This is a genomic window from Erythrobacter sp. JB3-1 (assembly GCF_057364995.1).
Genome location: NZ_CP200289.1, coordinates 2,454,713 through 2,471,817 on the forward strand (window position 1 = coordinate 2,454,713; position 17,105 = coordinate 2,471,817).

19 protein-coding genes are annotated in these 17,105 nt (G+C 58.3%); 1 reads left to right on the forward strand and 18 read right to left on the reverse strand.

Going from position 1 to position 17,105, the window contains the following annotated elements:
- Positions 1–7 precede the first annotated feature (7 nt).
- From rodA to AC0V6M_RS11660, 5 genes are read right to left on the reverse strand one after another with little or no spacing between them, the layout of a single operon-like run.
- Complete coding sequence (gene rodA / locus AC0V6M_RS11640; protein ID WP_486138971.1) at positions 8–1,135, reverse strand: rod shape-determining protein RodA; 1,128 nt, start codon at positions 1,133–1,135, stop codon at positions 8–10.
- Positions 1,132–3,240 (reverse strand): penicillin-binding protein 2, encoded by a 2,109-nt coding sequence (gene mrdA / locus AC0V6M_RS11645; protein WP_486138972.1) that lies wholly within the window; start codon positions 3,238–3,240, stop codon positions 1,132–1,134. The genes rodA and mrdA overlap by 4 nt, the downstream gene beginning before the upstream one ends.
- Positions 3,240–3,794, reverse strand: coding sequence for a rod shape-determining protein MreD (locus AC0V6M_RS11650; RefSeq protein ID WP_486138973.1), 555 nt, complete (start codon positions 3,792–3,794; stop codon positions 3,240–3,242). The genes mrdA and AC0V6M_RS11650 overlap by 1 nt, the downstream gene beginning before the upstream one ends.
- Positions 3,794–4,684, reverse strand: a complete 891-nt coding sequence (locus AC0V6M_RS11655; RefSeq protein WP_486138974.1) for a rod shape-determining protein MreC — start codon at positions 4,682–4,684, stop codon at positions 3,794–3,796. The genes AC0V6M_RS11650 and AC0V6M_RS11655 overlap by 1 nt, the downstream gene beginning before the upstream one ends.
- A 24-nt stretch (positions 4,685–4,708) precedes the next feature.
- Positions 4,709–5,752: a rod shape-determining protein gene (locus AC0V6M_RS11660; RefSeq protein ID WP_486138975.1), complete on the reverse strand. Its 1,044-nt coding sequence runs from the start codon at positions 5,750–5,752 to the stop codon at positions 4,709–4,711.
- A gap of 188 nt (positions 5,753–5,940) precedes the next feature.
- Between AC0V6M_RS11660 and mutL the strand changes: the two genes are divergently transcribed.
- Entirely contained in the window at positions 5,941–7,815 is a 1,875-nt protein-coding gene (gene mutL, locus AC0V6M_RS11665; protein WP_486138976.1) for a DNA mismatch repair endonuclease MutL, read from the forward strand.
- A gap of 41 nt (positions 7,816–7,856) precedes the next feature.
- On the opposite strand, the gene AC0V6M_RS11670 is transcribed toward mutL, so the two are convergent.
- The 13 genes from AC0V6M_RS11670 to AC0V6M_RS11730 form a co-directional block, all read right to left on the reverse strand.
- Positions 7,857–8,243 carry a hypothetical protein gene (locus AC0V6M_RS11670; RefSeq protein ID WP_486138977.1) on the reverse strand — a complete coding sequence of 129 codons (387 nt, stop codon included), beginning with the start codon at positions 8,241–8,243 and terminating at the stop codon, positions 7,857–7,859.
- Positions 8,179–8,553: a Panacea domain-containing protein gene (locus AC0V6M_RS11675; RefSeq protein WP_486138978.1), complete on the reverse strand. Its 375-nt coding sequence runs from the start codon at positions 8,551–8,553 to the stop codon at positions 8,179–8,181. Before AC0V6M_RS11675 ends, AC0V6M_RS11670 begins: the two co-directional genes overlap by 65 nt.
- A gap of 231 nt (positions 8,554–8,784) precedes the next feature.
- Positions 8,785–9,885 (reverse strand): redox-regulated ATPase YchF, encoded by a 1,101-nt coding sequence (gene ychF, locus AC0V6M_RS11680; RefSeq protein ID WP_486138979.1) that lies wholly within the window; start codon positions 9,883–9,885, stop codon positions 8,785–8,787.
- An 80-nt stretch (positions 9,886–9,965) separates the two neighbouring features.
- Positions 9,966–10,961, reverse strand: coding sequence for an SDR family oxidoreductase (locus AC0V6M_RS11685; RefSeq protein WP_486138980.1), 996 nt, complete (start codon positions 10,959–10,961; stop codon positions 9,966–9,968).
- A 90-nt stretch (positions 10,962–11,051) separates the two neighbouring features.
- On the reverse strand, positions 11,052–11,702 hold the full coding sequence (locus AC0V6M_RS11690) for a CPBP family intramembrane glutamic endopeptidase (protein WP_486138981.1): 651 nt from the start codon (positions 11,700–11,702) through the stop codon (positions 11,052–11,054).
- Entirely contained in the window at positions 11,699–12,265 is a 567-nt protein-coding gene (pth, locus tag AC0V6M_RS11695; RefSeq protein WP_486138982.1) for an aminoacyl-tRNA hydrolase, read from the reverse strand. The genes AC0V6M_RS11690 and pth overlap by 4 nt, the downstream gene beginning before the upstream one ends.
- A gap of 440 nt (positions 12,266–12,705) precedes the next feature.
- On the reverse strand, positions 12,706–13,356 hold the full coding sequence (locus tag AC0V6M_RS11700) for a 50S ribosomal protein L25/general stress protein Ctc (protein WP_486138983.1): 651 nt from the start codon (positions 13,354–13,356) through the stop codon (positions 12,706–12,708).
- A gap of 162 nt (positions 13,357–13,518) precedes the next feature.
- Positions 13,519–14,412, reverse strand: a complete 894-nt coding sequence (locus AC0V6M_RS11705) for a TraB/GumN family protein (protein WP_486138984.1) — start codon at positions 14,410–14,412, stop codon at positions 13,519–13,521.
- Positions 14,412–15,371, reverse strand: a complete 960-nt coding sequence (locus tag AC0V6M_RS11710; RefSeq protein WP_486138985.1) for a TraB/GumN family protein — start codon at positions 15,369–15,371, stop codon at positions 14,412–14,414. Before AC0V6M_RS11710 ends, AC0V6M_RS11705 begins: the two co-directional genes overlap by 1 nt.
- Before the next feature lie 65 nt (positions 15,372–15,436).
- Positions 15,437–16,072 carry a hypothetical protein gene (locus AC0V6M_RS11715; RefSeq protein ID WP_486138986.1) on the reverse strand — a complete coding sequence of 212 codons (636 nt, stop codon included), beginning with the start codon at positions 16,070–16,072 and terminating at the stop codon, positions 15,437–15,439.
- Positions 16,059–16,253 (reverse strand): helix-turn-helix transcriptional regulator, encoded by a 195-nt coding sequence (locus AC0V6M_RS11720; protein ID WP_486138987.1) that lies wholly within the window; start codon positions 16,251–16,253, stop codon positions 16,059–16,061. The genes AC0V6M_RS11715 and AC0V6M_RS11720 overlap by 14 nt, the downstream gene beginning before the upstream one ends.
- 4 nt (positions 16,254–16,257) lie before the next feature.
- Positions 16,258–16,650, reverse strand: a complete 393-nt coding sequence (locus AC0V6M_RS11725) for a hypothetical protein (protein ID WP_486138988.1) — start codon at positions 16,648–16,650, stop codon at positions 16,258–16,260.
- Positions 16,650–17,024, reverse strand: coding sequence for a hypothetical protein (locus AC0V6M_RS11730; RefSeq protein WP_486138989.1), 375 nt, complete (start codon positions 17,022–17,024; stop codon positions 16,650–16,652). The genes AC0V6M_RS11725 and AC0V6M_RS11730 overlap by 1 nt, the downstream gene beginning before the upstream one ends.
- Positions 17,025–17,105 lie beyond the last annotated feature (81 nt).

Below are 17,105 nucleotides of genomic sequence, written 5' to 3' on the forward strand. Positions count from 1 at the left end.
CTTAGGCTCAGTTCTCTAGGCCGCCGCGCGGGGCGTTTCTGTTCCAGCGGTTGACCATCATCAGTGCACCGATACAGATCATGTTTGTCATCATCGATGATCCGCCATGGCTCATGAAGGGTAAGGGGATGCCCACCACCGGCGCCATGCCCATCACCATCATCAGATTGACAGCGATGTAGAAGAAGATGGTCGCAACCATTCCGGCGGCCACTAAGCTAGAGAAACGGTCTCGCGAAGTCAGCGCGACGCGCGTGCCCCAGCGCAGGATGATCGCGAAGATCCCGATCACGAAGATGCCGCCGATAAGGCCCCATTCCTCCGCCATTGTTGCAAAGACAAAGTCGGTGTGTGGCTCCGGCAGATATTGCAGATGGCTTTGCGAGCCATTGTTGAAGCCTTTGCCAACAATGCCCCCCGAACCGATGGCGATCTTGGACTGAGCGATGTGATAGCCCGCGCCCAACGGATCGCTTTCCGGATCGAACAGGGTCATGACGCGGCGCTGCTGATAGTCTTGCAAGCCAAAGAAGAATGCGAGCGGGGCTGCGATTGCGGCCAGGATGCCGCCACCAATGAACCACCGTAAGGGGAGGCCAGCGAGCAACATGACAACCGCGCCTCCAAAGGCGATCGCCAGCGAAGTGCCCAGGTCTGGTTGGAGCAGCACGAAAGCCATCGGCACAGCGATCAAAGCGCCGGGGATCAGGATCGCTCGCCAATCCGTAATCAGGCCCACAGGCAAGGATGCGTAGAAGCGAGCAAGCACCAGAACGATGACCGGTTTCATCAGCTCGGATGGTTGAAGCACCATAAATCCAAAGTCGATCCAGCGCTGGCTGCCGCCCCCGACTTGGCCAATCACCTCAACCGCGATCAGCAGCAGCAAGACCCCGATGTAGGCGGGATAGGTCATGAACTTCACGAATTCGCGCGGCAAAGAGGCGATGATCGACGCCATCACGAGGAAGACTGAAAAGCGGATCAGGTGCGAGCTTGCGAATGGCTGCATCGAGCCGCCAGCGGCAGAATACAGCACAGCTGCGCCGAACAAGACGAGTAGAAATAGAGGGATCAGCATCGCCCACGGCTGACGCGCGATGGGCTCTGGAACGATGCTACCGGCGCGGCTCATGGTGTACCTGCCGGCGTGGAGCGTGGGGCATTGGGAGCCGTTGGACTTAGGGTCTGGTTCGGAGTAGGCGTTGGCGCGCCGCGCGGAGTGGCCTCCTCACGCGGTGCCACGAAATCTTCAGCGATCTCTTCAGATTGCTGCGCAGCGACGCGGGCCTCGGCCTCTACCTGATCAAAGATGTCTTCATCGCGGCGCGGGGCCGCCACGACGGCTTCACCGCGCTCTGCGGCGTAGCGGGCGTATTTGTTATTGAGCCGCTGCTGCGCGGTGCCGCCCCATTGCCTCTCCAGAGCGTTGAGCTTTTCCAAGCCCTTAGCCGGGTCGAACATGAAGGTCATAACGTCGCGCGCAATTGGGTAGGCTGCGCCTGAGCCGCCGCCATGCTCAATCACCACTGCGCCAGCATAGCGCGGATTGTCGAACGGTGCGAAGAAGGTGAACAGGCCGTGATCGCGGTACTTCCATGGGCCGGACCGGCCATCAGATACGCTAAGCGAGACCACCTGCGCGGTCCCGGTTTTGCCCGCCATTTTGATATCTTGAAACGGCAAACGCCCGCGTCCAGCGGTCCCAGGGCCGTTCACAACATCGCTCATCGCCTGACGCACATAGCGGACGTGCTCGTCGGGAAAGTCGACTTGGTCAAAGCCTTTGGGCGCCGCATCCATCGTGAGGCGCGGCATCACATGACGGCCGGTTGCGAGCCGGGCGGAACTGACCGCGAGTTGCAGTGGGCTGGCGAGATAATAGCCCTGACCAATGGAGGCGTTGACCGTGTCGAACGGCTCCCAAGCGCGATCAAACTTGTTCCGCTTCCACTCCGCATTGGGGACAGTGCCGTAAAATTGGCTGGTGACGGGGAGGGGGAATTCCTCTCCCATACCGGTGAGCTTGGCCATCTCTGCCACTTTATCGAAGCCGATCAGCTGCGCGAAATGATAGAAATAGCTGTCGCAGCTTTGATAGATCGCCTTGGCCATATCGACCCGGCCGTGATTGCTCCAGCAATTGAAAAAGCGATTGCCGATTCGCCGACCACCTGCGCAAGTGATCGCTTCATCGGGACTGATACCCGCCTTCAGGAAAGCCATGCAGTGCATCGGTTTTACCGTGGAGCCAGGTGGGTAGAGTCCCTTTAGAACCTTGTTGCGCAGAGGAATGCGCGCATCCTCGCGCAGCATCGCATATTCAACGCTGCCAATGCCGTCAGAAAAGCTGTTCGGGTCAAAGCTGGGCATGCTGGCCATGCAGAGTAGATCACCGGTTGCACAATCCATCACCACGACAGAACCAGATTCCAGACCAATGCGGCGCGCGGCATAATCTTGTAGCGGGCCATCAATGGTAAGACGCACCGGCTGACCTTGAACGTCCTCCCGCGTATCGAGGTCGCGGATAATCCGGCCGGATGCGGTCACTTCAACCCGGCGAGCGCCAGGTTCTCCGCGCAATTCCTGCTCGAACCGTTTTTCCAGCCCGTCTTTGCCGATTTTATAGCCCGGCGTGATCAGCAGCGGATTGCGCTCTTCCTCGTCATATTCCTCGGCATTGGCGGGGCCAACATAGCCGATCAAATGCCCGACGCTTGGCCCGGTCGGGTAGAACCGAGAGAAACCGCGTTGGGGCACCACGCCCTGCATATCTGGCAGGCGGACGCTGAGCGCGGCGAATTGCTCGTAGTCGAGACCGCTGGCGACCTCGACCGGCTGAAACCCGCTGACCGCTGCGACTTTCTGCTTAACGTCTGCGATCCGCGCTGGGGAGAGCGAGAGCAGGGCGCCAATTTCATCAATTGTCGCATCGGCATCGACCAGCCTGTCTGGGATCAAATCGACCCGAAAGTCTGCTCGGTTAGAAGCAAGCGGCGCGCCATTCCGATCCAGGATCCACCCGCGGCGCGGCGGGATCAGGGTGAGGTTGACGCGGTTGCTTTCTGACTCAAGCCGGTACTTTTCATTCTCGGCAATCGCGAGATAGCCCATGCGCGCAGCCAGCAGGACGCCGATCCCGCCCTGGATCGAGCCCACCACCATACTGCGCCGGTCGAACGTGTTCTTAAGGGTGGAGGCGCTGACAATCGGTTGGTTGCGGCGACGCTTCGCCATCAGCCAATCCTCCGCGAACGCGAGAGCCGGTATCTATCGAGCCAAGCAACCATTCGGGATATTATCGGATAGAGCAGGACAGACAGCAAGACTTGCGGCACCGCAGCAATAAGTTGGTGGATCGTAGGGGCAGCGCCGGACACTGCCATCGCCGCAAAGATATACAGAATGATGGCTAAACCCGCGCTGAACCAGTCCTGCCAAAACCCGCGCCATGGGAAACGGGTTTCGATCATTTCGAGCGCAATCATGGCGAGCGACCATAGCAACACGGCGCTGCCGAACGGCTGTCCGCTGAACAGATCATCGAATGCGCCCAGCGGCACGCCGACCCAGAGCGGCAGAAGTCCGGGGCGCATGATCCGCCAAGCAATCAGCACGATAAAGCCGATTGGCGGGGCGAGCGGCATCACATCGGCCAGCAGGACGAATGGCACCAGCGAGCCGATCAGGATTGAGGCATAGGGTACAATGCTGGCGCGCAGGGGCGACTGCGTGCGGTTGATCCGGCTACCATATCTGTCTGATCTCGCCGCCGGGCTGTAGCGTTCCATTACTCCGCTAGCTCCAGCTCTATCGGAGTGTCCGCACTTTCCACCGCTTCGGGCTGCCACAGCGGTTCGACCGATACGAAGTCGGTGGCGGATGGGTCTGCGATCAGACGGGCAATGCCACCGTCATTGGTTTTCTCGCTCAGGATCGCGACCGCAACGCCGGGGCGGTAATATCCCCCTGCGCCGCTAGTCAGGAAGATATCGCCAACCTCCAATGGATTGACGCCCAGATTGATCAGACGGATCCGAAGCAGTCCGTCTCCGCGCCCTTCCGCAAACGCAACCGTTTCATCGGTGGCCCGCCGCACGGGCAAAACACTCTCGCTGTCGGTCAGCAGCAATATGCGCGAGCTGCTGCGCGAGACTTCCAGTACGCGCCCGACGACGCCTCTGGCGCTGCGCACGGACATCCCAATCTCGACGCCATCATTGCGGCCGGCGCCAAGATAAGCGAAGCGGCGGCTGCTGGTGGAGCTTGATCCGACAAGCCGCGCGACGGCGACGGGTTTGGTTTCCGTCACTGACAGGCCGAGCAATCCCTTAAGGCGGATGTTCTCTTGCTCGACGGCGTCGGCTTCCGCCAAGCGGATGCGCGCGATCTCTACTTCTTCGCGTAGGGCCGCGTTTTGCTGCCCTGCCTGATAATATGCGGTGATCCTGTCCCAGAAACTGTCGCTGCCGCTGCGCACCATAGCCGCGCCTTCGCCGGCCGGGGCCGCAACGTCGGTCGCCGCGCCGCGCAGGTCAGAAAAGGCGCTGGGTTGCCAATAGGAGATGACGAGCAGGCCCGCGCCAATCAGCGCGCCAATCCCTGCGAGGAGATAGCCGGTAAAGACCGAATATTGTGCCCTGCGCGAATGGCCCGAGCGCCGGGATGAATTCGGCGCCATGCCTGTTTCTCCCCTTCTGCCTGATTAGGCGGTCATCAGCACGCCGCGATAGATCGGATCTTCCATCGCCCGACCTGTACCAACGGCGACGCAAGTCAGCGGGTCTTCTGCGATAGAGACAGGCAGGCCCGTTTCTTCGCGAAGATGCTCGTCCAAGCGGCGGATAAGCGCACCGCCGCCGGTAAGCACGATGCCTTGATCGACAATGTCTGCGGCCAATTCTGGTGCGGTGTTTTCCAGCGCAATCCGCACGCCTTCGACAATCGCACCAATCGGCTCAGACAATGCCTCTGCTACATGTGCTTGGTTGATGGTGATTTCTTTCGGCACGCCGTTCACAAGGTCACGGCCCTTGATCACGATGCTCTCGCCAACGCCATCGTCGGGTGTGACTGCGATGCCGTAATCCTTCTTGATCCGCTCTGCCGTCGCATCACCGATCAGCAGGTTGTGGTGCCGGCGAACGTAAGAGACGATGGCTTCGTCCATCTTATCGCCGCCGGTGCGAACCGAGGTGGTGTAGGCCAGGCCGCGCAGTGAAAGCACGGCAACCTCTGTGGTGCCGCCGCCGATATCGACCACCATGCTGCCAACAGGTTCGGTCACTGGCATGTCTGCACCAATTGCCGCCGCCATCGGCTCCAGAATCAGATGCACCTCAGATGCGCCAGCGTTGGAGGCCGCATCGCGGATCGCGCGGCGTTCTACCGATGTCGAGCCCGATGGCACACAAATCACAATCTCGGGATAGCGGAACAGATTGCGCTTCCCATGCACTTTGCGAATGAAGTGCTTGATCATTTCCTCGGCGATTTCGATGTCGGCGATCACGCCGTCGCGCAGAGGGCGGATGGCCTCAATGCTGTCAGGCGTCTTGCCCATCATCATCTTCGCATCATCGCCCACGGCCTTGACGCGCTTGATCCCGTTGATCGTCTCAATGGCAACCACTGACGGTTCGTTGAGGACGATGCCCTGGTCTTGAACATAGACCAGGGTGTTCGCGGTGCCCAAGTCAATCGCCATGTTTTGGGAGCCGAATTTGAACAGGTTGGAAAGAAAGCTCATTTTTATCGTTTTTCCGTGGATTTGGAGGCAAATCCCGCAGACCCCCTGCGACCATTTGCACCCAATAATGACAACACCTCAACCGCCTAGCGAATCCCTCGCAAAAACGCCAAAATATTTGTCGACAGCGGGGCACATTTTCCCCGGAGCTCTCGAAATTGCGGCGTGTGGCGGCTAAGATGCGACAAATGCCCCAAAATAAGCCCCGTATCCGTCGCCTTCCTAGCGATCTTGTTAACCGCATCGCTGCTGGTGAAGTGGTGGAACGGCCTGCGGCGGCGTTAAAAGAGCTGGTTGAGAACGCGATGGATGCCGGTTCGTCGCGAATCGCTATCAGGTTAACGGATGGCGGGCTGACCCGGTTTGAGGTCACCGATGATGGATGCGGCATGGATCCAGAAGGCATGGAGTTGGCGCTCGAACGCCACGCGACCTCTAAACTGCCGGATGACGCGATTGAACAGGTCGCAACCCTAGGCTTTCGCGGGGAGGCGCTGCCCTCGATTGCCAGTGTTGCAAAGCTAACTTTGGAAAGCCGACCGCATGATGCGGATAGCGGCTGGCGGCGCGTGGTCGATCATGGTGAGTTGATCGAAGATGCGCCTGCTGCTTTGCCGCCGGGTACGCGAGTTCGCGTGGAGCGGCTGTTTGCCAGGGTTCCGGCGCGGCGCAAATTCCTGCGCACCGCGCGCAGCGAGTATATCGCTTGCCTAGATGTGGTGCGCCGCCTCGCCATGGCGCGGCCTGACATCGCCTTTACCCTGGAGCAAAGCGCCAATGGCAAGGACCGCCGCGTGCTGGCGACCCAAACGGATGAGCCGCTGGCCGACCGTGTTGCGCAGATTGTCGCGCGCGAGCTTAAGGACAATGCGGTTGCGATTGATCTTACGCGCGAGACGCCGGGCGGCATGATGCGCCTGACCGGGCTTGCGGGATTGCCGACCTACAACCGCGGTGTCGCCGATCATCAATATCTGTTTGTGAATGGCCGCCCGGTGAAGGACCGCCTGCTGGTCGGCGCGGTGCGCGGTGCCTATTCTGATATGCTGGCGCGTGATCGCCACGCTGTGCTGGCGCTGTTCCTGGACCTGCCGCCAGAGGAAGTGGATGTGAACGTCCACCCGGCGAAGACTGAGGTTCGATTCCGCGACGCGTCGGCGGTGCGCGGATTTATCGTCTCCGGCCTCCGTCAGGCTTTGGCAACAGGTGACCGGCGCAGCGCGCAAGGGCCAGACCGAGCGGCGATGGAGCGCTGGCAGGCGGAACCGATTGCGCCAGAGCCGAAACCGGCCCTTCGTTCGATTTTCGAAGGTCGCGATTGGACGCCCTCCAGCTCCAGGTCGCAGCACCGCGTGTCGGAACCGCGCCTACCCGATTGGCAGGCACAGGTTCTTGAAAGCGGTGCAGAAGCGCTACCGACCGGCCGCGCGCATGAGGCCGCGCCGATTGACGAGGAAGAGCGTGAATATCCGCTCGGCATCGCGCGCGGGCAAGTCGCCAACACTTACATCGTGGCGGAGAGCAAAGATGGGCTGGTGCTGGTCGATCAACACGCCGCGCATGAGCGGCTGGTTCTCGAGCGGCTGAGGGCCGCCGGGGCAGGGGAGGCAACCGCCCGCGCGCAGGCTTTGCTGGTGCCCGATGTGGTCGAGCTCGACGAGGTGGATTGCGACCGGCTGGAAGCCGCGGCGGAAGGCTTCGCGCGCTTCGGCCTAGCGATTGAGCGCTTTGGCCCGTCGGCGATGTTGGTCCGCTCAATCCCACATGCGCTGGGCGGCGCAAACTCAGACAAGCTGCTGCGCGATCTGGCCGATGATATTGCGAAACACGGCGTTGATAAGGACGCAGGCGCGCTGCTGCTGTCCGAAAGGCTCGAATATGTGCTGGCGACCATGGCCTGCCACGGATCAGTGCGGGCAGGGCGGGTGCTATCCGTGCCAGAGATGAATGCCCTGCTGCGCGAGATGGAGGCCACCCCGCGCTCAGGCCAATGCAACCACGGCCGCCCAACTTGGGTGAAGCTCGATATGGAAGATGTCGAGAAGCTGTTTGGGCGGCATTGAGGGTGCAATTTGGGATCGGCGGTTATTCTCGTGTTGATTTACTAGCCTTTTCGGTTCTCTGGAACGATGTGATCTGCTGTACGATCGAGGAACTTTGATATGATTTCTCGAACTTCCTCAATGCCAAGCCTTCGAGCAAGTACGGCGATCCCAACAAGTTCTATAATCCCGATCACCAAAATTCCAGCCCAGTTGTCGACGATCGAGAAAAACAACACATTCATAAGAATAATTATGACAATGGCATATATGAAACGATCTTCGTTGCGATCATCACGCAACTGCTGAACTTCCGCTTGCAAATTTGCCAAGGCCTGATCTTCAGGAGCTTCTTCGCCGCCGTTTCTAAAAGATGGTTCAGTTTTAGCAGGCGTCGTTGATGAGTGTGCCGTACTCTTCTTGGATTTGTTGTTTTGGGATGATGACACCTTTATGCCCCGTCTTATAATTACTTGCCCAAGCACCGCCTTCGCGATGCGTTACGTTGACCATTTGTCCGGGACGCATACCACGCATTAGAGCGTAAGCGTCTTGGACGGATTTGAAGCCTTGTGATTCAGGAGCCAAGGCTGGAGCCGCAAAAATGTCGCGAACCGGGCCGTTCCCATACGCTTTAGCTCGGTGATACAGTTCTGGTTGCACCGGTCCGTAATCCCAAGCTTGCCAATCTTCTAGGATAAGAGGCATGCCGCTTCGACCGAGATTAAGCATCTCGGCTATGTACCCCATCTTTTGCATTTCTAGGTTGCTTAAAGACCAACCGCTTAGCTGGCCCAAGGTGCGAGCAACCTGCATTATTGAGGAAGCCATTCACAATCTCCTATGAGAACATATAGAGAACTCAAGCGCATTGTCAATATATCCGTACGTATGACGTAAATAGATTTGATGTGCAATCTGGCCAAAATTTAACTGCCCAGAATTGAATCGCCAAAACTATCACCGTATTGAATGAAGTAAGGCGCTCACTCAAACGTTAAACTTAAACAGCATGATGTCGCCATCCTGCACGTCGTAATCCTTGCCTTCTTGGCGCATTTTGCCCGCTTCTTTCGCGCCTGCTTCGCCGTTTAGGGCGATGTAGTCGTCGTAGGCGATGGTTTCCGCGCGGATGAAGCCCTTCTCAAAATCTGTGTGGATTTCACCGGCGGCCTGCGGGGCTTTTGCGCCGGATGGGAAGGTCCATGCGCGCGACTCTTTTGGCCCGGCGGTAAAGAAGGTTTGCAGGCCAAGCAGCGTGTAGCCAGCGCGAATGACGCGGGCGAGGCCGCTTTCTTCCAGGCCCAGCTCGGTGAGATATTCGCTGCGGTCTTCTATCGGCATTGCGACGAGTTCTGCCTCGATCGCGGCGGAGACGACGACAGCTTGCGCGCCTTCAGCCTCGGCCTTGGCGAAAACAGCGGCGGACAGGTCATTGCCGCTGGACGCTTCGTCTTCGGCGACATTGCAAACATACAGCACGGGCTTTGCGGTGAGCAATTGTGCTTGCTCAAACAGCGCGGCTTCCTCGTCATCCTTCGGTTCGGTCAGGCGCGCGGGCTTGCCATCTTTTAGCAGATCAAGCGCTTGGCCCAGAACGCTGGCGAGCGCCTTTGCGTCCTTGTCTCCGCTGGTTGCGCGGCGTTTCGCGTTCTCAACCCGCTTTTCCAGGCTCTCAAGATCTGCCAGCATCAGCTCGGTCTCAACCACTTCGGCGTCCGCAATCGGGTCAACCTTGTTGGCGACGTGCTGAATATCGTCGTCCTCAAAACAGCGCAGCACATGCACAATCGCATCCACTTCGCGAATATTGCCGAGGAATTGGTTGCCCAATCCTTCGCCTTGGCTCGCGCCTTTCACCAGGCCTGCAATGTCGACAAAGGCGAGCTGGGTCGGGATGACCTTGGCGCTCTTCGCGATTGCCGCGATCTTGTCCAAACGGTCATCCGGCACAGCGACTTGGCCGACATTGGGCTCAATCGTGCAGAACGGATAGTTCGCCGCCTGCGCAGCCTGCGTCTCAGTAAGAGCGTTGAAGAGGGTCGACTTGCCGACATTCGGCAGCCCCACGATCCCGCATTGGAAACCCATTGTAATTCTCGCTTAGGTCAAGGAATTTGCGCTCCCTTAGCGGGCAGGCGCGCCTATTGCCAGCCCAGCGAGCATGGCGGTCAAACGTTGTGAACCGCCTTGATCCATGGGCCAAAGGGTGATCCGCCAAGCCAGCCGACCTGAACCTCTGCCGCGACATTGTTGATCGCGATTTGCGGCTTAGAACCGGGATGCACTTCTTTGCGCAAGGGGCGCGTGCCAGCGGGCATAGCGATAATCTCTGCAATCGCGTTTGGTACGTCCATGGGATCGGCGCTGCGCCGTGAACCGTCCTCTTCGCCCATGCGTCCGACCAATTGCGGATATGCTGCGCGTTGATCGTCGGTGAGGCGGTCCTTCAATTCCGCAGCGAGCTGATTGCGGTTTACCCAGACCTTCGTTGGATACCCGCCTGGCTCAATCACACAGACTTCAACGCCGTGCGGAACCAGTTCGTAGGCCATGGCCTCACTCATCGCCTCAAGCGCAAACTTGGTGGGGGAGTAATGGCCCGCTGATGGCACGATAACGCGTCCCAATTGCGAGGAGATGTTGAACACGATTCCGCTCTTCGCCTTGCGCATGGCAGGCAGGGCCGCACGGGCGAGGCGGTGCGGGCCGTAAACATTGGTGTCAAAGATCAGCTTTGTGGCCTGCATGTCTTGCAGTTCGATCGGGCCAGCGTATCCAATTCCAGCGTTGTTGACGAGAATGTCGAGCGCGCCGCCAGCAATCCGCTCTGCTTCGGAAACACCAGCTGCGACTTGGGCATCATCTGTCACGTCAATTTCGATCACATGCAGATCGAGTTCTTCGTCTTTGGCCAATTGACGCAGCTCGTCCGCCTCGGTGCGAGGGAGGTTGCGCATGGTTGCAAAGATTTTCGCACCTTGGCGCGCAAAATCCTCCGCCATCAACCGACCAAAACCGCTTGAGCAGCCGGTGATCAGGATGCTCTTGCCAGACATATCGGGCTTGGCCGTCAGCATGTCGTCTTGAGCGAGTGTGGCCGTCGCGGTGAGCGCGGTGGTTGCAGCGGCGCCGGCGAGCAATGATCGGCGAGTAACGTGGGTCATTATATGGTCTCCAATTCATCTAACCAACGCGCCAGCGCGGCAGGGTTCCTGAATGAATTCGTTTTGTGCATTATTTGTGCGGTTCGAACCCTAGTCAGCGGCGCGCTCTTGGTCGGCCAAATCCTTGTCTTCTGGTTTCTCAAACAGGTTCAATCGGTGCATTTCTTTTTGCAGGAACCAGATGGCGTAGACGTCATAAAGGGCGTGGCCGATCATCACGGCTAGCAGGCTGCCGCTCCAGATGTAAAAGACACCGAACAGCGCCCCAATTGCAAAAATTATGACCGCGATCAGCGGCTTTGCAAAGTGGATGAGTGCGAAGATCAAACTGGAGAATATGACGGCGAGAGGGAGCGCCACATATTCGCCCATCAGGGTTTGCAAACCGCCGCGAAACAGCGCCTCCTCACCCACGCCCGCGCAGATCGAGAAGAAGATGATTACCGGCATCGAAAGCCGCTTTTCGAGGAACGCGAAGTTCTTTGCCTGAAGCCGGGTGAGCTTCTCGGCGAGCTGCGGCAAGCCTTGGAAGGTGGCCACAGCCACGGCGATCATTGCCAAGCCTAAGCCAATTCCCAGAGCGATTTGCCGAAAATCGACCGTCACAAAATCGGTGAGCGGGCGATCTGATATCCACCACAGCAGCAAACCGATGCCGACAAAAAGCGTGGCCTGAGCGCCGACGGATTTGCAAATGTCGGCAACCGACATTTTGCGCATCTCTTCGTAAGGGTTGCTCATTGCTGGCGCATCGCAATCTCGCTCATGAAACGCGGTTCATCACCATTGGCGAGCCATTCCGCCTCGCCTCCGACAGCGCCCAGCATCGTGACGAGGTCGTCTTGTTCAGCCTTGGCGTAGTTGCCGAGCACATAGCCGGAGACGCGGTCTTTGTGGCCCGGATGACCAATGCCCAAGCGTACGCGGCGGAAATCCGAGCCAAGATGCTTGTCGATAGAGCGCAGGCCATTGTGGCCAGCCGTACCGCCGCCTTGCTTCACCTTCACCTTAAAGGGCGCAAGGTCGAGCTCGTCATGAAAGACAGTGAGGGCGTCGAGCTCCAGCTTGTAGAACCGCATGGCCTCGCCAACGCTCCGGCCGCTCTCATTCATAAAGGTAGCGGGCTTCAGCAGCAGAATGCGCTGCGATCCGATCCGCCCTTCTTGAACCCAACCCTGAAACTTCTTTTGAACGGGGCCAAAGCTATGCATTTCGGCCAGCACATCGCATGCCATGAAGCCGACATTGTGCCGGTGCATGGTGTATTTCGGTCCGGGATTTCCAAGTCCAACCCAAAGCTGCATTGTTTTCCTTTAGCAGGCTTCGCCTGCCCCTCAAGCGGCGAGGAGTTTTAGTTTTCCGCACATCATCCGATGTGCGATGTCCTCGATTTTTTTGCCCTCAAGCGCCGGGCGGCGGACATCCGTCCGCCTTGGCTTTCATCGCATAAGCTGGGGCGGCCGGTCGGCCTTGCGAGGCCTTAGGCATCGAACCATTCCAAACCATCTGTGTAGGAGCAAGCGTCTTGACGCTTTTTTTCCGGCTTGGTCGCGCAAGCGACCGCAAGGGCGCACGCCCGCCCGCAGCGACGCTACCTTCAGGTCGCACGAGCGAGGAAATCGCACATCGGATGATGTGCGGAAACCAAAAACGCAAAACGGCGGACTGGTTTCCCAGCCCGCCGCCTTGGTGATTGCATCTGTAAAGGACCGGTGCGATTTACTCGCCGCTGTCCTCGCCACCTTCAGACTGCTTCTTCGCCGCCTTCGGTTGCTTCAGTCTCTTCGCCCTCAGCTTCTTCGCCGTCGGCGCTTTCTGATTTCTTGAGAGCGGATGGAGCGACGAGCGTTGCGATGGTGTAGTCACGATCGGTGATCGCGCTCTCGCTACCAGTTGGCAGCTTCACTTCGCTGATGTGGATCGAATCGCCAACTTCCTTGCCGGTCACATCGATTTCAATCTCGCTTGGGATCTTGTCAGATTCGCAAACCAGATCGAGTTCGTGACGGACCACGTTGAGAACGCCGCCCTTCTTGAGGCCAGGTGATTCTTCTTCATTGGTGAAGATAACCGGAATGGCGACTTCGATTTTCGCATCCTTGGAAAGGCGCAGGAAGTCGACATGCGTCGGACGGTCAGTGACCGGATGCAGGGCAACGTCCTTCGGCAGGGTGCGGACACTCTTACCATCAACATCGATGTTCACGATCGAGTTCATGAATTGGCCGGTCATCAGCTGACGGACCAGTTCTTTTTCTTCGATGTGGATCGTGGTTGGTTCTTCTTTGCCGCCGTAAATAACGGCGGGGATGCGGCCTTCGCGGCGTAATGCACGGGAGGCTCCCTTGCCTGCCCGTTCGCGTGCCTCGGCCGGCAGTGTCAGAGCGTCGCTCATAATCGTCTACCTTTCAAATGCGGAATAAAGTTTCAAAATCTTCTCGCGCCACGCCTCCAGGGATGACCATGACGGGGGAAGAGGGCGCGCCTTAGGGCGTGCGTGCGGGCTTGGCAAGCGTTTTGGCCGGGTGTGTGGTGTCTCTGGCCAAGGCGGCGAGTGTTAGTGCAGCGGTGTTACTGTATAGCCGCTGGCCGATAGCATGGCTGGCAAGCCGTCTGGGCCGACCAGATGAGCGGCACCCACGGCGACAAGCGGCCGTTCATCACCTGCAAGCATGGTCTCAAGCTGTTTCGCCCAATCCCGATTGCGCCCAACCAGCAACGCCTCACGCAGTTCCGGGTCGGCCATGATCCCCGTTTCGGTCGCGTCGATCAAAGTGGCCGTATCACCGGTTAGCCAGGCATTGCGCAGCCGCGCTGGATCGGCCTGAAGCTGCTTTGCCTCGGTAATAATGCCGGAGAGAAGATCGCGCTGATCTTGTTCGGGCAGGCTGTCAAAGATGCGCAGCCGAGCGATTGCGCCCTCGAACTCTCGCACGGGGCGGCCTTCGAAATCGCGCACTACTGCGCGGTCAACGCCGTTCGCCGGATCACCTTGTGCGCCAACTTGCGCCAATTGCAGCGCGGCGGCCCATGTTTCGGTCGATCCGAACTGCGCCGCGGAGAAGTTTGATTTGGATATCAGGTCAAATAGGGCAGGGCGCTTATCCTCACTCACCCGCATGGCGAGGTCCGGCAGGCTCGGCGTGTAGGCAAGCTGAGCAAAGACCGCGGCGATTGTTTCGTTGTCTTCCAGATTGGCGACCTCAACAACGACCAAGTCGGCTGTATCAATAGCCGCCCTTATCTCAGGCGTGCGCCAGTTCGTACCATCGGGAAGGGCGTGGATCGTGCCCAGCATCCACCCCTCGGTTTCACCCTGCGCATTGGTGATCTCGAACAAAGGCGGAGAGGCTTCATCAGCAACAGAGGTGACTGGGTCAGAGCCGCAGCCGGCGAGCGCCAGCAAAGCTGCTAGTGGGGCAGCAAAGCGGACGCTCGCCAAACGGTGCATTATTGGATGCGAGCGGAGACGATGCCGCGCTCTTCGAGATAGTCCTGAACGCTTTTCTCACCAACGAGATGACCCGCGCCCACTGCCATAAAGATCGTCCCCGGCTCAGCCATGCGGGCCTCGATCCACTCGGCCCAATTGCTGTTGCGCTCGTAAAGCAGTGCTTCGACTAGCGCCGGGTCCTCTTCCAGGGCTTCATTCAAGAGGTTGGCGACCTTTTCAACATCTCCGACAGCCCAGCCATCAATGATATTCTGCAATTCGGGTGCAAGGTTGTCGATTTCCTCAGCAGTTTCGATCAAATATTTGATCTGAGCGTCTTGTGGGAGGCTATCGAAAATGCCGAGCTGGAATTCGACCGTTTCGAGCGCTTCGCGTTCCTTGCTGTCGCCAACGATGCCTTCAAGCACGGTTTCAGTTCCATTCTCGCCAGTAATTCCAGCCTTTTGGAAAGCGATTTGCGACATCGCGATGGCGGCCATCCAAGGCTCCAGCGGGTCTAGCGCAGCGGCAGGGGCACCGAGCGATGCCAACGCCGCTTCGTAAGTTGCGGTCTGCTCTTCTGTGAACAGACTGCGCAGCGTAGTGCCCGGTGGCAGGATAGCCATTTGACCGACCAATTGCTGCATTTGGGCAGTGGTCTCTTCAGTCATATTGATTTCGGTCAAAAGAACCGAGCTTTCATCGAGAGCGGTTTTGATCTCACCTTTGTACCAGTCAACATTGTCGGGCAGCGCGTGGACCGTGCCGAACATGTAGATGGTGGTGTCTTCGTCAGTCACCTTCCACAAAGCAGGGCCGTTAGAAGCGGTTTGCTCAGCAGTCATTTCGACTGTTTCGGCAGGTGCTTTGGTGGTCTCAATCGGCTTTGGCAGGGTCTGCGTTTGCGCGCAGGCTGCAGTGCTGGTGAGCAAGGCAATGCCGGTAAAGGCGGCGGTAAAAGGTTTGGTCAGTTTCATCGGTTTAGTCTCCTAAGGGTGTTACATTACAAGGTGTTGAACGAAAACTCGAAAATGGGATTGGGTTAGAAATATTTGCGGTAGAGCCAACCGAGGCACCAGATGACTGCGACGCCGATCCAGATGATCATTGGATCTTGCTCTGGCAGCCAACCTGCGCGGGTGGCCATCCACCAGCTCGGAACAAGAAAGACATAGATGTGAAAGGCGATGTTTCCGCCGTCGAGATAGGCCGCGATGTCGTGCTCGTCGGTTGTGCGTAGCCACCACAGAGTGCCGATCGGGGCGATGATGGCCCAGACGAGTATCGCTCCAATGGCCGCCGTCGATGAGATCGGACCATTTGAGAACACCGATTCGCTTTGCGTTCCGCCAGTCACGACCATGAAGATGCCAAGCACCACTCCCAAGATCATCGACGCATAGAAGATATTGCGGGATTTGCGCTCGCTGGCAGGCACGGGTTCATCATTGCTGTTGGGCCAATAGCGCCAAACGAAATAAGCGATTGCAGCCATCGCCGCAGCGATGCCCGCTGCGATTAGGGTATCACTCCCCGTCATGCCACCACGTTCGAGCGCACCAGATACGAATCCGGTCATTACGCCAAGCAAAAAGACGAATGCAGTGCCTCCGGCGCCGACAGTGATCGCGCGTTTGACGGACGGGCTCAGTCTTTGATCTGTATCAGAATTCGTCATCGAAAATCTCTTCAATTGGCATGTCAAACAGGCGCGCAATCTTGAACGCTAGTGGGAGGGAAGGATCATGCTTTCCGGTCTCGATCGCGTTCACGGCTTGGCGCGATACGTCGAGGTGAACGCCAAGGTCGGCCTGGCTCCAGTCGCGCTCGGCGCGCAGCACTTTGAGGCGGTTTTTCATCAGACTACCGCCCGCTTAGGCGCCGAAACGCCAAGGATACGTGGAACACGACCGCGGTCGAAGCGAGGATCAGTGCCGGGTCAGTGAGGAAAACTGATGCCGACCCAAGCACAGGAGTCATCTTTGGCAGTTGCAGGAAAAGAGCGATTCCGGCGAAGGAAAGCGCCATGTTCGCGGCAAAGGCAATTTGCTTTTGCACGAACTCGTCTTGCCGGAACACAAAGACCATCCCGATGAAGAATCCTACAACCCAACCGGCGGAAAGAGTAATCAGGATTGAGTCGTCACCGATCAGCAATCCGATCAGGAGTATGATCGAGCAAGGCAGTCCCAACCAAAGTAACTTGTAGGACCAAGTCCGCTGGTCGTCCGCCATAGCTTTGGGATCATAGGGCATCAGGAACCTCCTCTTACGCGCTTCCAAAACAGGCCGATGTAAAAAGCGACAATCGCGCAGCCGATAATGCCCGCGAAGGAGGGTTCGGCATCGTCGATGCCGCGCAATCCAGCGACCATGCCTTCAAGAAACGGCCAGACAATCATCATCAGGAGCAGTGAGGTGAATGCTAGACTCGCCGCCGAAGTCCACAGCGCTTGCGTGAATTCATCGGCATTGCGGGTCGACAGCAGTACCCAGCAGCACAGAAAGGCAATAACCCCTCCAACCACGCCAATGTCTTCGGCGATCGGCAAAACCGTGCCGACAAGCGCGACGCCAGTTGTCGTTAGGCCTGTCCATCCGGCCCATTCAAATGTGGTTGCTTTGGTCATGCCGGTCTTATCCTGCACAGATGAGTACGATCAGCAGTGCGATGAACACTGTGGCGTAATCATCATCGAACGTTGGTTTGA

What these genes read in the sequence shown, in the direction of transcription:
- rodA (WP_486138971.1), bottom strand. Translation starts at nt 1,135, where the DNA reads ATGAGCCGCGCCGGTAGCATCGTTCCAGAGCCCATCGCGCGTCAGCCG.
- mrdA (WP_486138972.1), bottom strand. Translation starts at nt 3,240, where the DNA reads ATGGCGAAGCGTCGCCGCAACCAACCGATTGTCAGCGCCTCCACCCTT.
- AC0V6M_RS11650 (WP_486138973.1), bottom strand. Translation starts at nt 3,794, where the DNA reads ATGGAACGCTACAGCCCGGCGGCGAGATCAGACAGATATGGTAGCCGG.
- AC0V6M_RS11655 (WP_486138974.1), bottom strand. Translation starts at nt 4,684, where the DNA reads ATGGCGCCGAATTCATCCCGGCGCTCGGGCCATTCGCGCAGGGCACAA.
- AC0V6M_RS11660 (WP_486138975.1), bottom strand. Translation starts at nt 5,752, where the DNA reads ATGAGCTTTCTTTCCAACCTGTTCAAATTCGGCTCCCAAAACATGGCG.
- mutL (WP_486138976.1), top strand. Translation starts at nt 5,941, where the DNA reads ATGCCCCAAAATAAGCCCCGTATCCGTCGCCTTCCTAGCGATCTTGTT.
- AC0V6M_RS11675 (WP_486138978.1), bottom strand. Translation starts at nt 8,553, where the DNA reads ATGCAAAAGATGGGGTACATAGCCGAGATGCTTAATCTCGGTCGAAGC.
- ychF (WP_486138979.1), bottom strand. Translation starts at nt 9,885, where the DNA reads ATGGGTTTCCAATGCGGGATCGTGGGGCTGCCGAATGTCGGCAAGTCG.
- AC0V6M_RS11685 (WP_486138980.1), bottom strand. Translation starts at nt 10,961, where the DNA reads ATGACCCACGTTACTCGCCGATCATTGCTCGCCGGCGCCGCTGCAACC.
- AC0V6M_RS11690 (WP_486138981.1), bottom strand. Translation starts at nt 11,702, where the DNA reads ATGAGCAACCCTTACGAAGAGATGCGCAAAATGTCGGTTGCCGACATT.
- pth (WP_486138982.1), bottom strand. Translation starts at nt 12,265, where the DNA reads ATGCAGCTTTGGGTTGGACTTGGAAATCCCGGACCGAAATACACCATG.
- AC0V6M_RS11700 (WP_486138983.1), bottom strand. Translation starts at nt 13,356, where the DNA reads ATGAGCGACGCTCTGACACTGCCGGCCGAGGCACGCGAACGGGCAGGC.
- AC0V6M_RS11705 (WP_486138984.1), bottom strand. Translation starts at nt 14,412, where the DNA reads ATGCACCGTTTGGCGAGCGTCCGCTTTGCTGCCCCACTAGCAGCTTTG.
- AC0V6M_RS11710 (WP_486138985.1), bottom strand. Translation starts at nt 15,371, where the DNA reads ATGAAACTGACCAAACCTTTTACCGCCGCCTTTACCGGCATTGCCTTG.
- AC0V6M_RS11715 (WP_486138986.1), bottom strand. Translation starts at nt 16,072, where the DNA reads ATGACGAATTCTGATACAGATCAAAGACTGAGCCCGTCCGTCAAACGC.
- AC0V6M_RS11720 (WP_486138987.1), bottom strand. Translation starts at nt 16,253, where the DNA reads ATGAAAAACCGCCTCAAAGTGCTGCGCGCCGAGCGCGACTGGAGCCAG.
- AC0V6M_RS11725 (WP_486138988.1), bottom strand. Translation starts at nt 16,650, where the DNA reads ATGCCCTATGATCCCAAAGCTATGGCGGACGACCAGCGGACTTGGTCC.
- AC0V6M_RS11730 (WP_486138989.1), bottom strand. Translation starts at nt 17,024, where the DNA reads ATGACCAAAGCAACCACATTTGAATGGGCCGGATGGACAGGCCTAACG.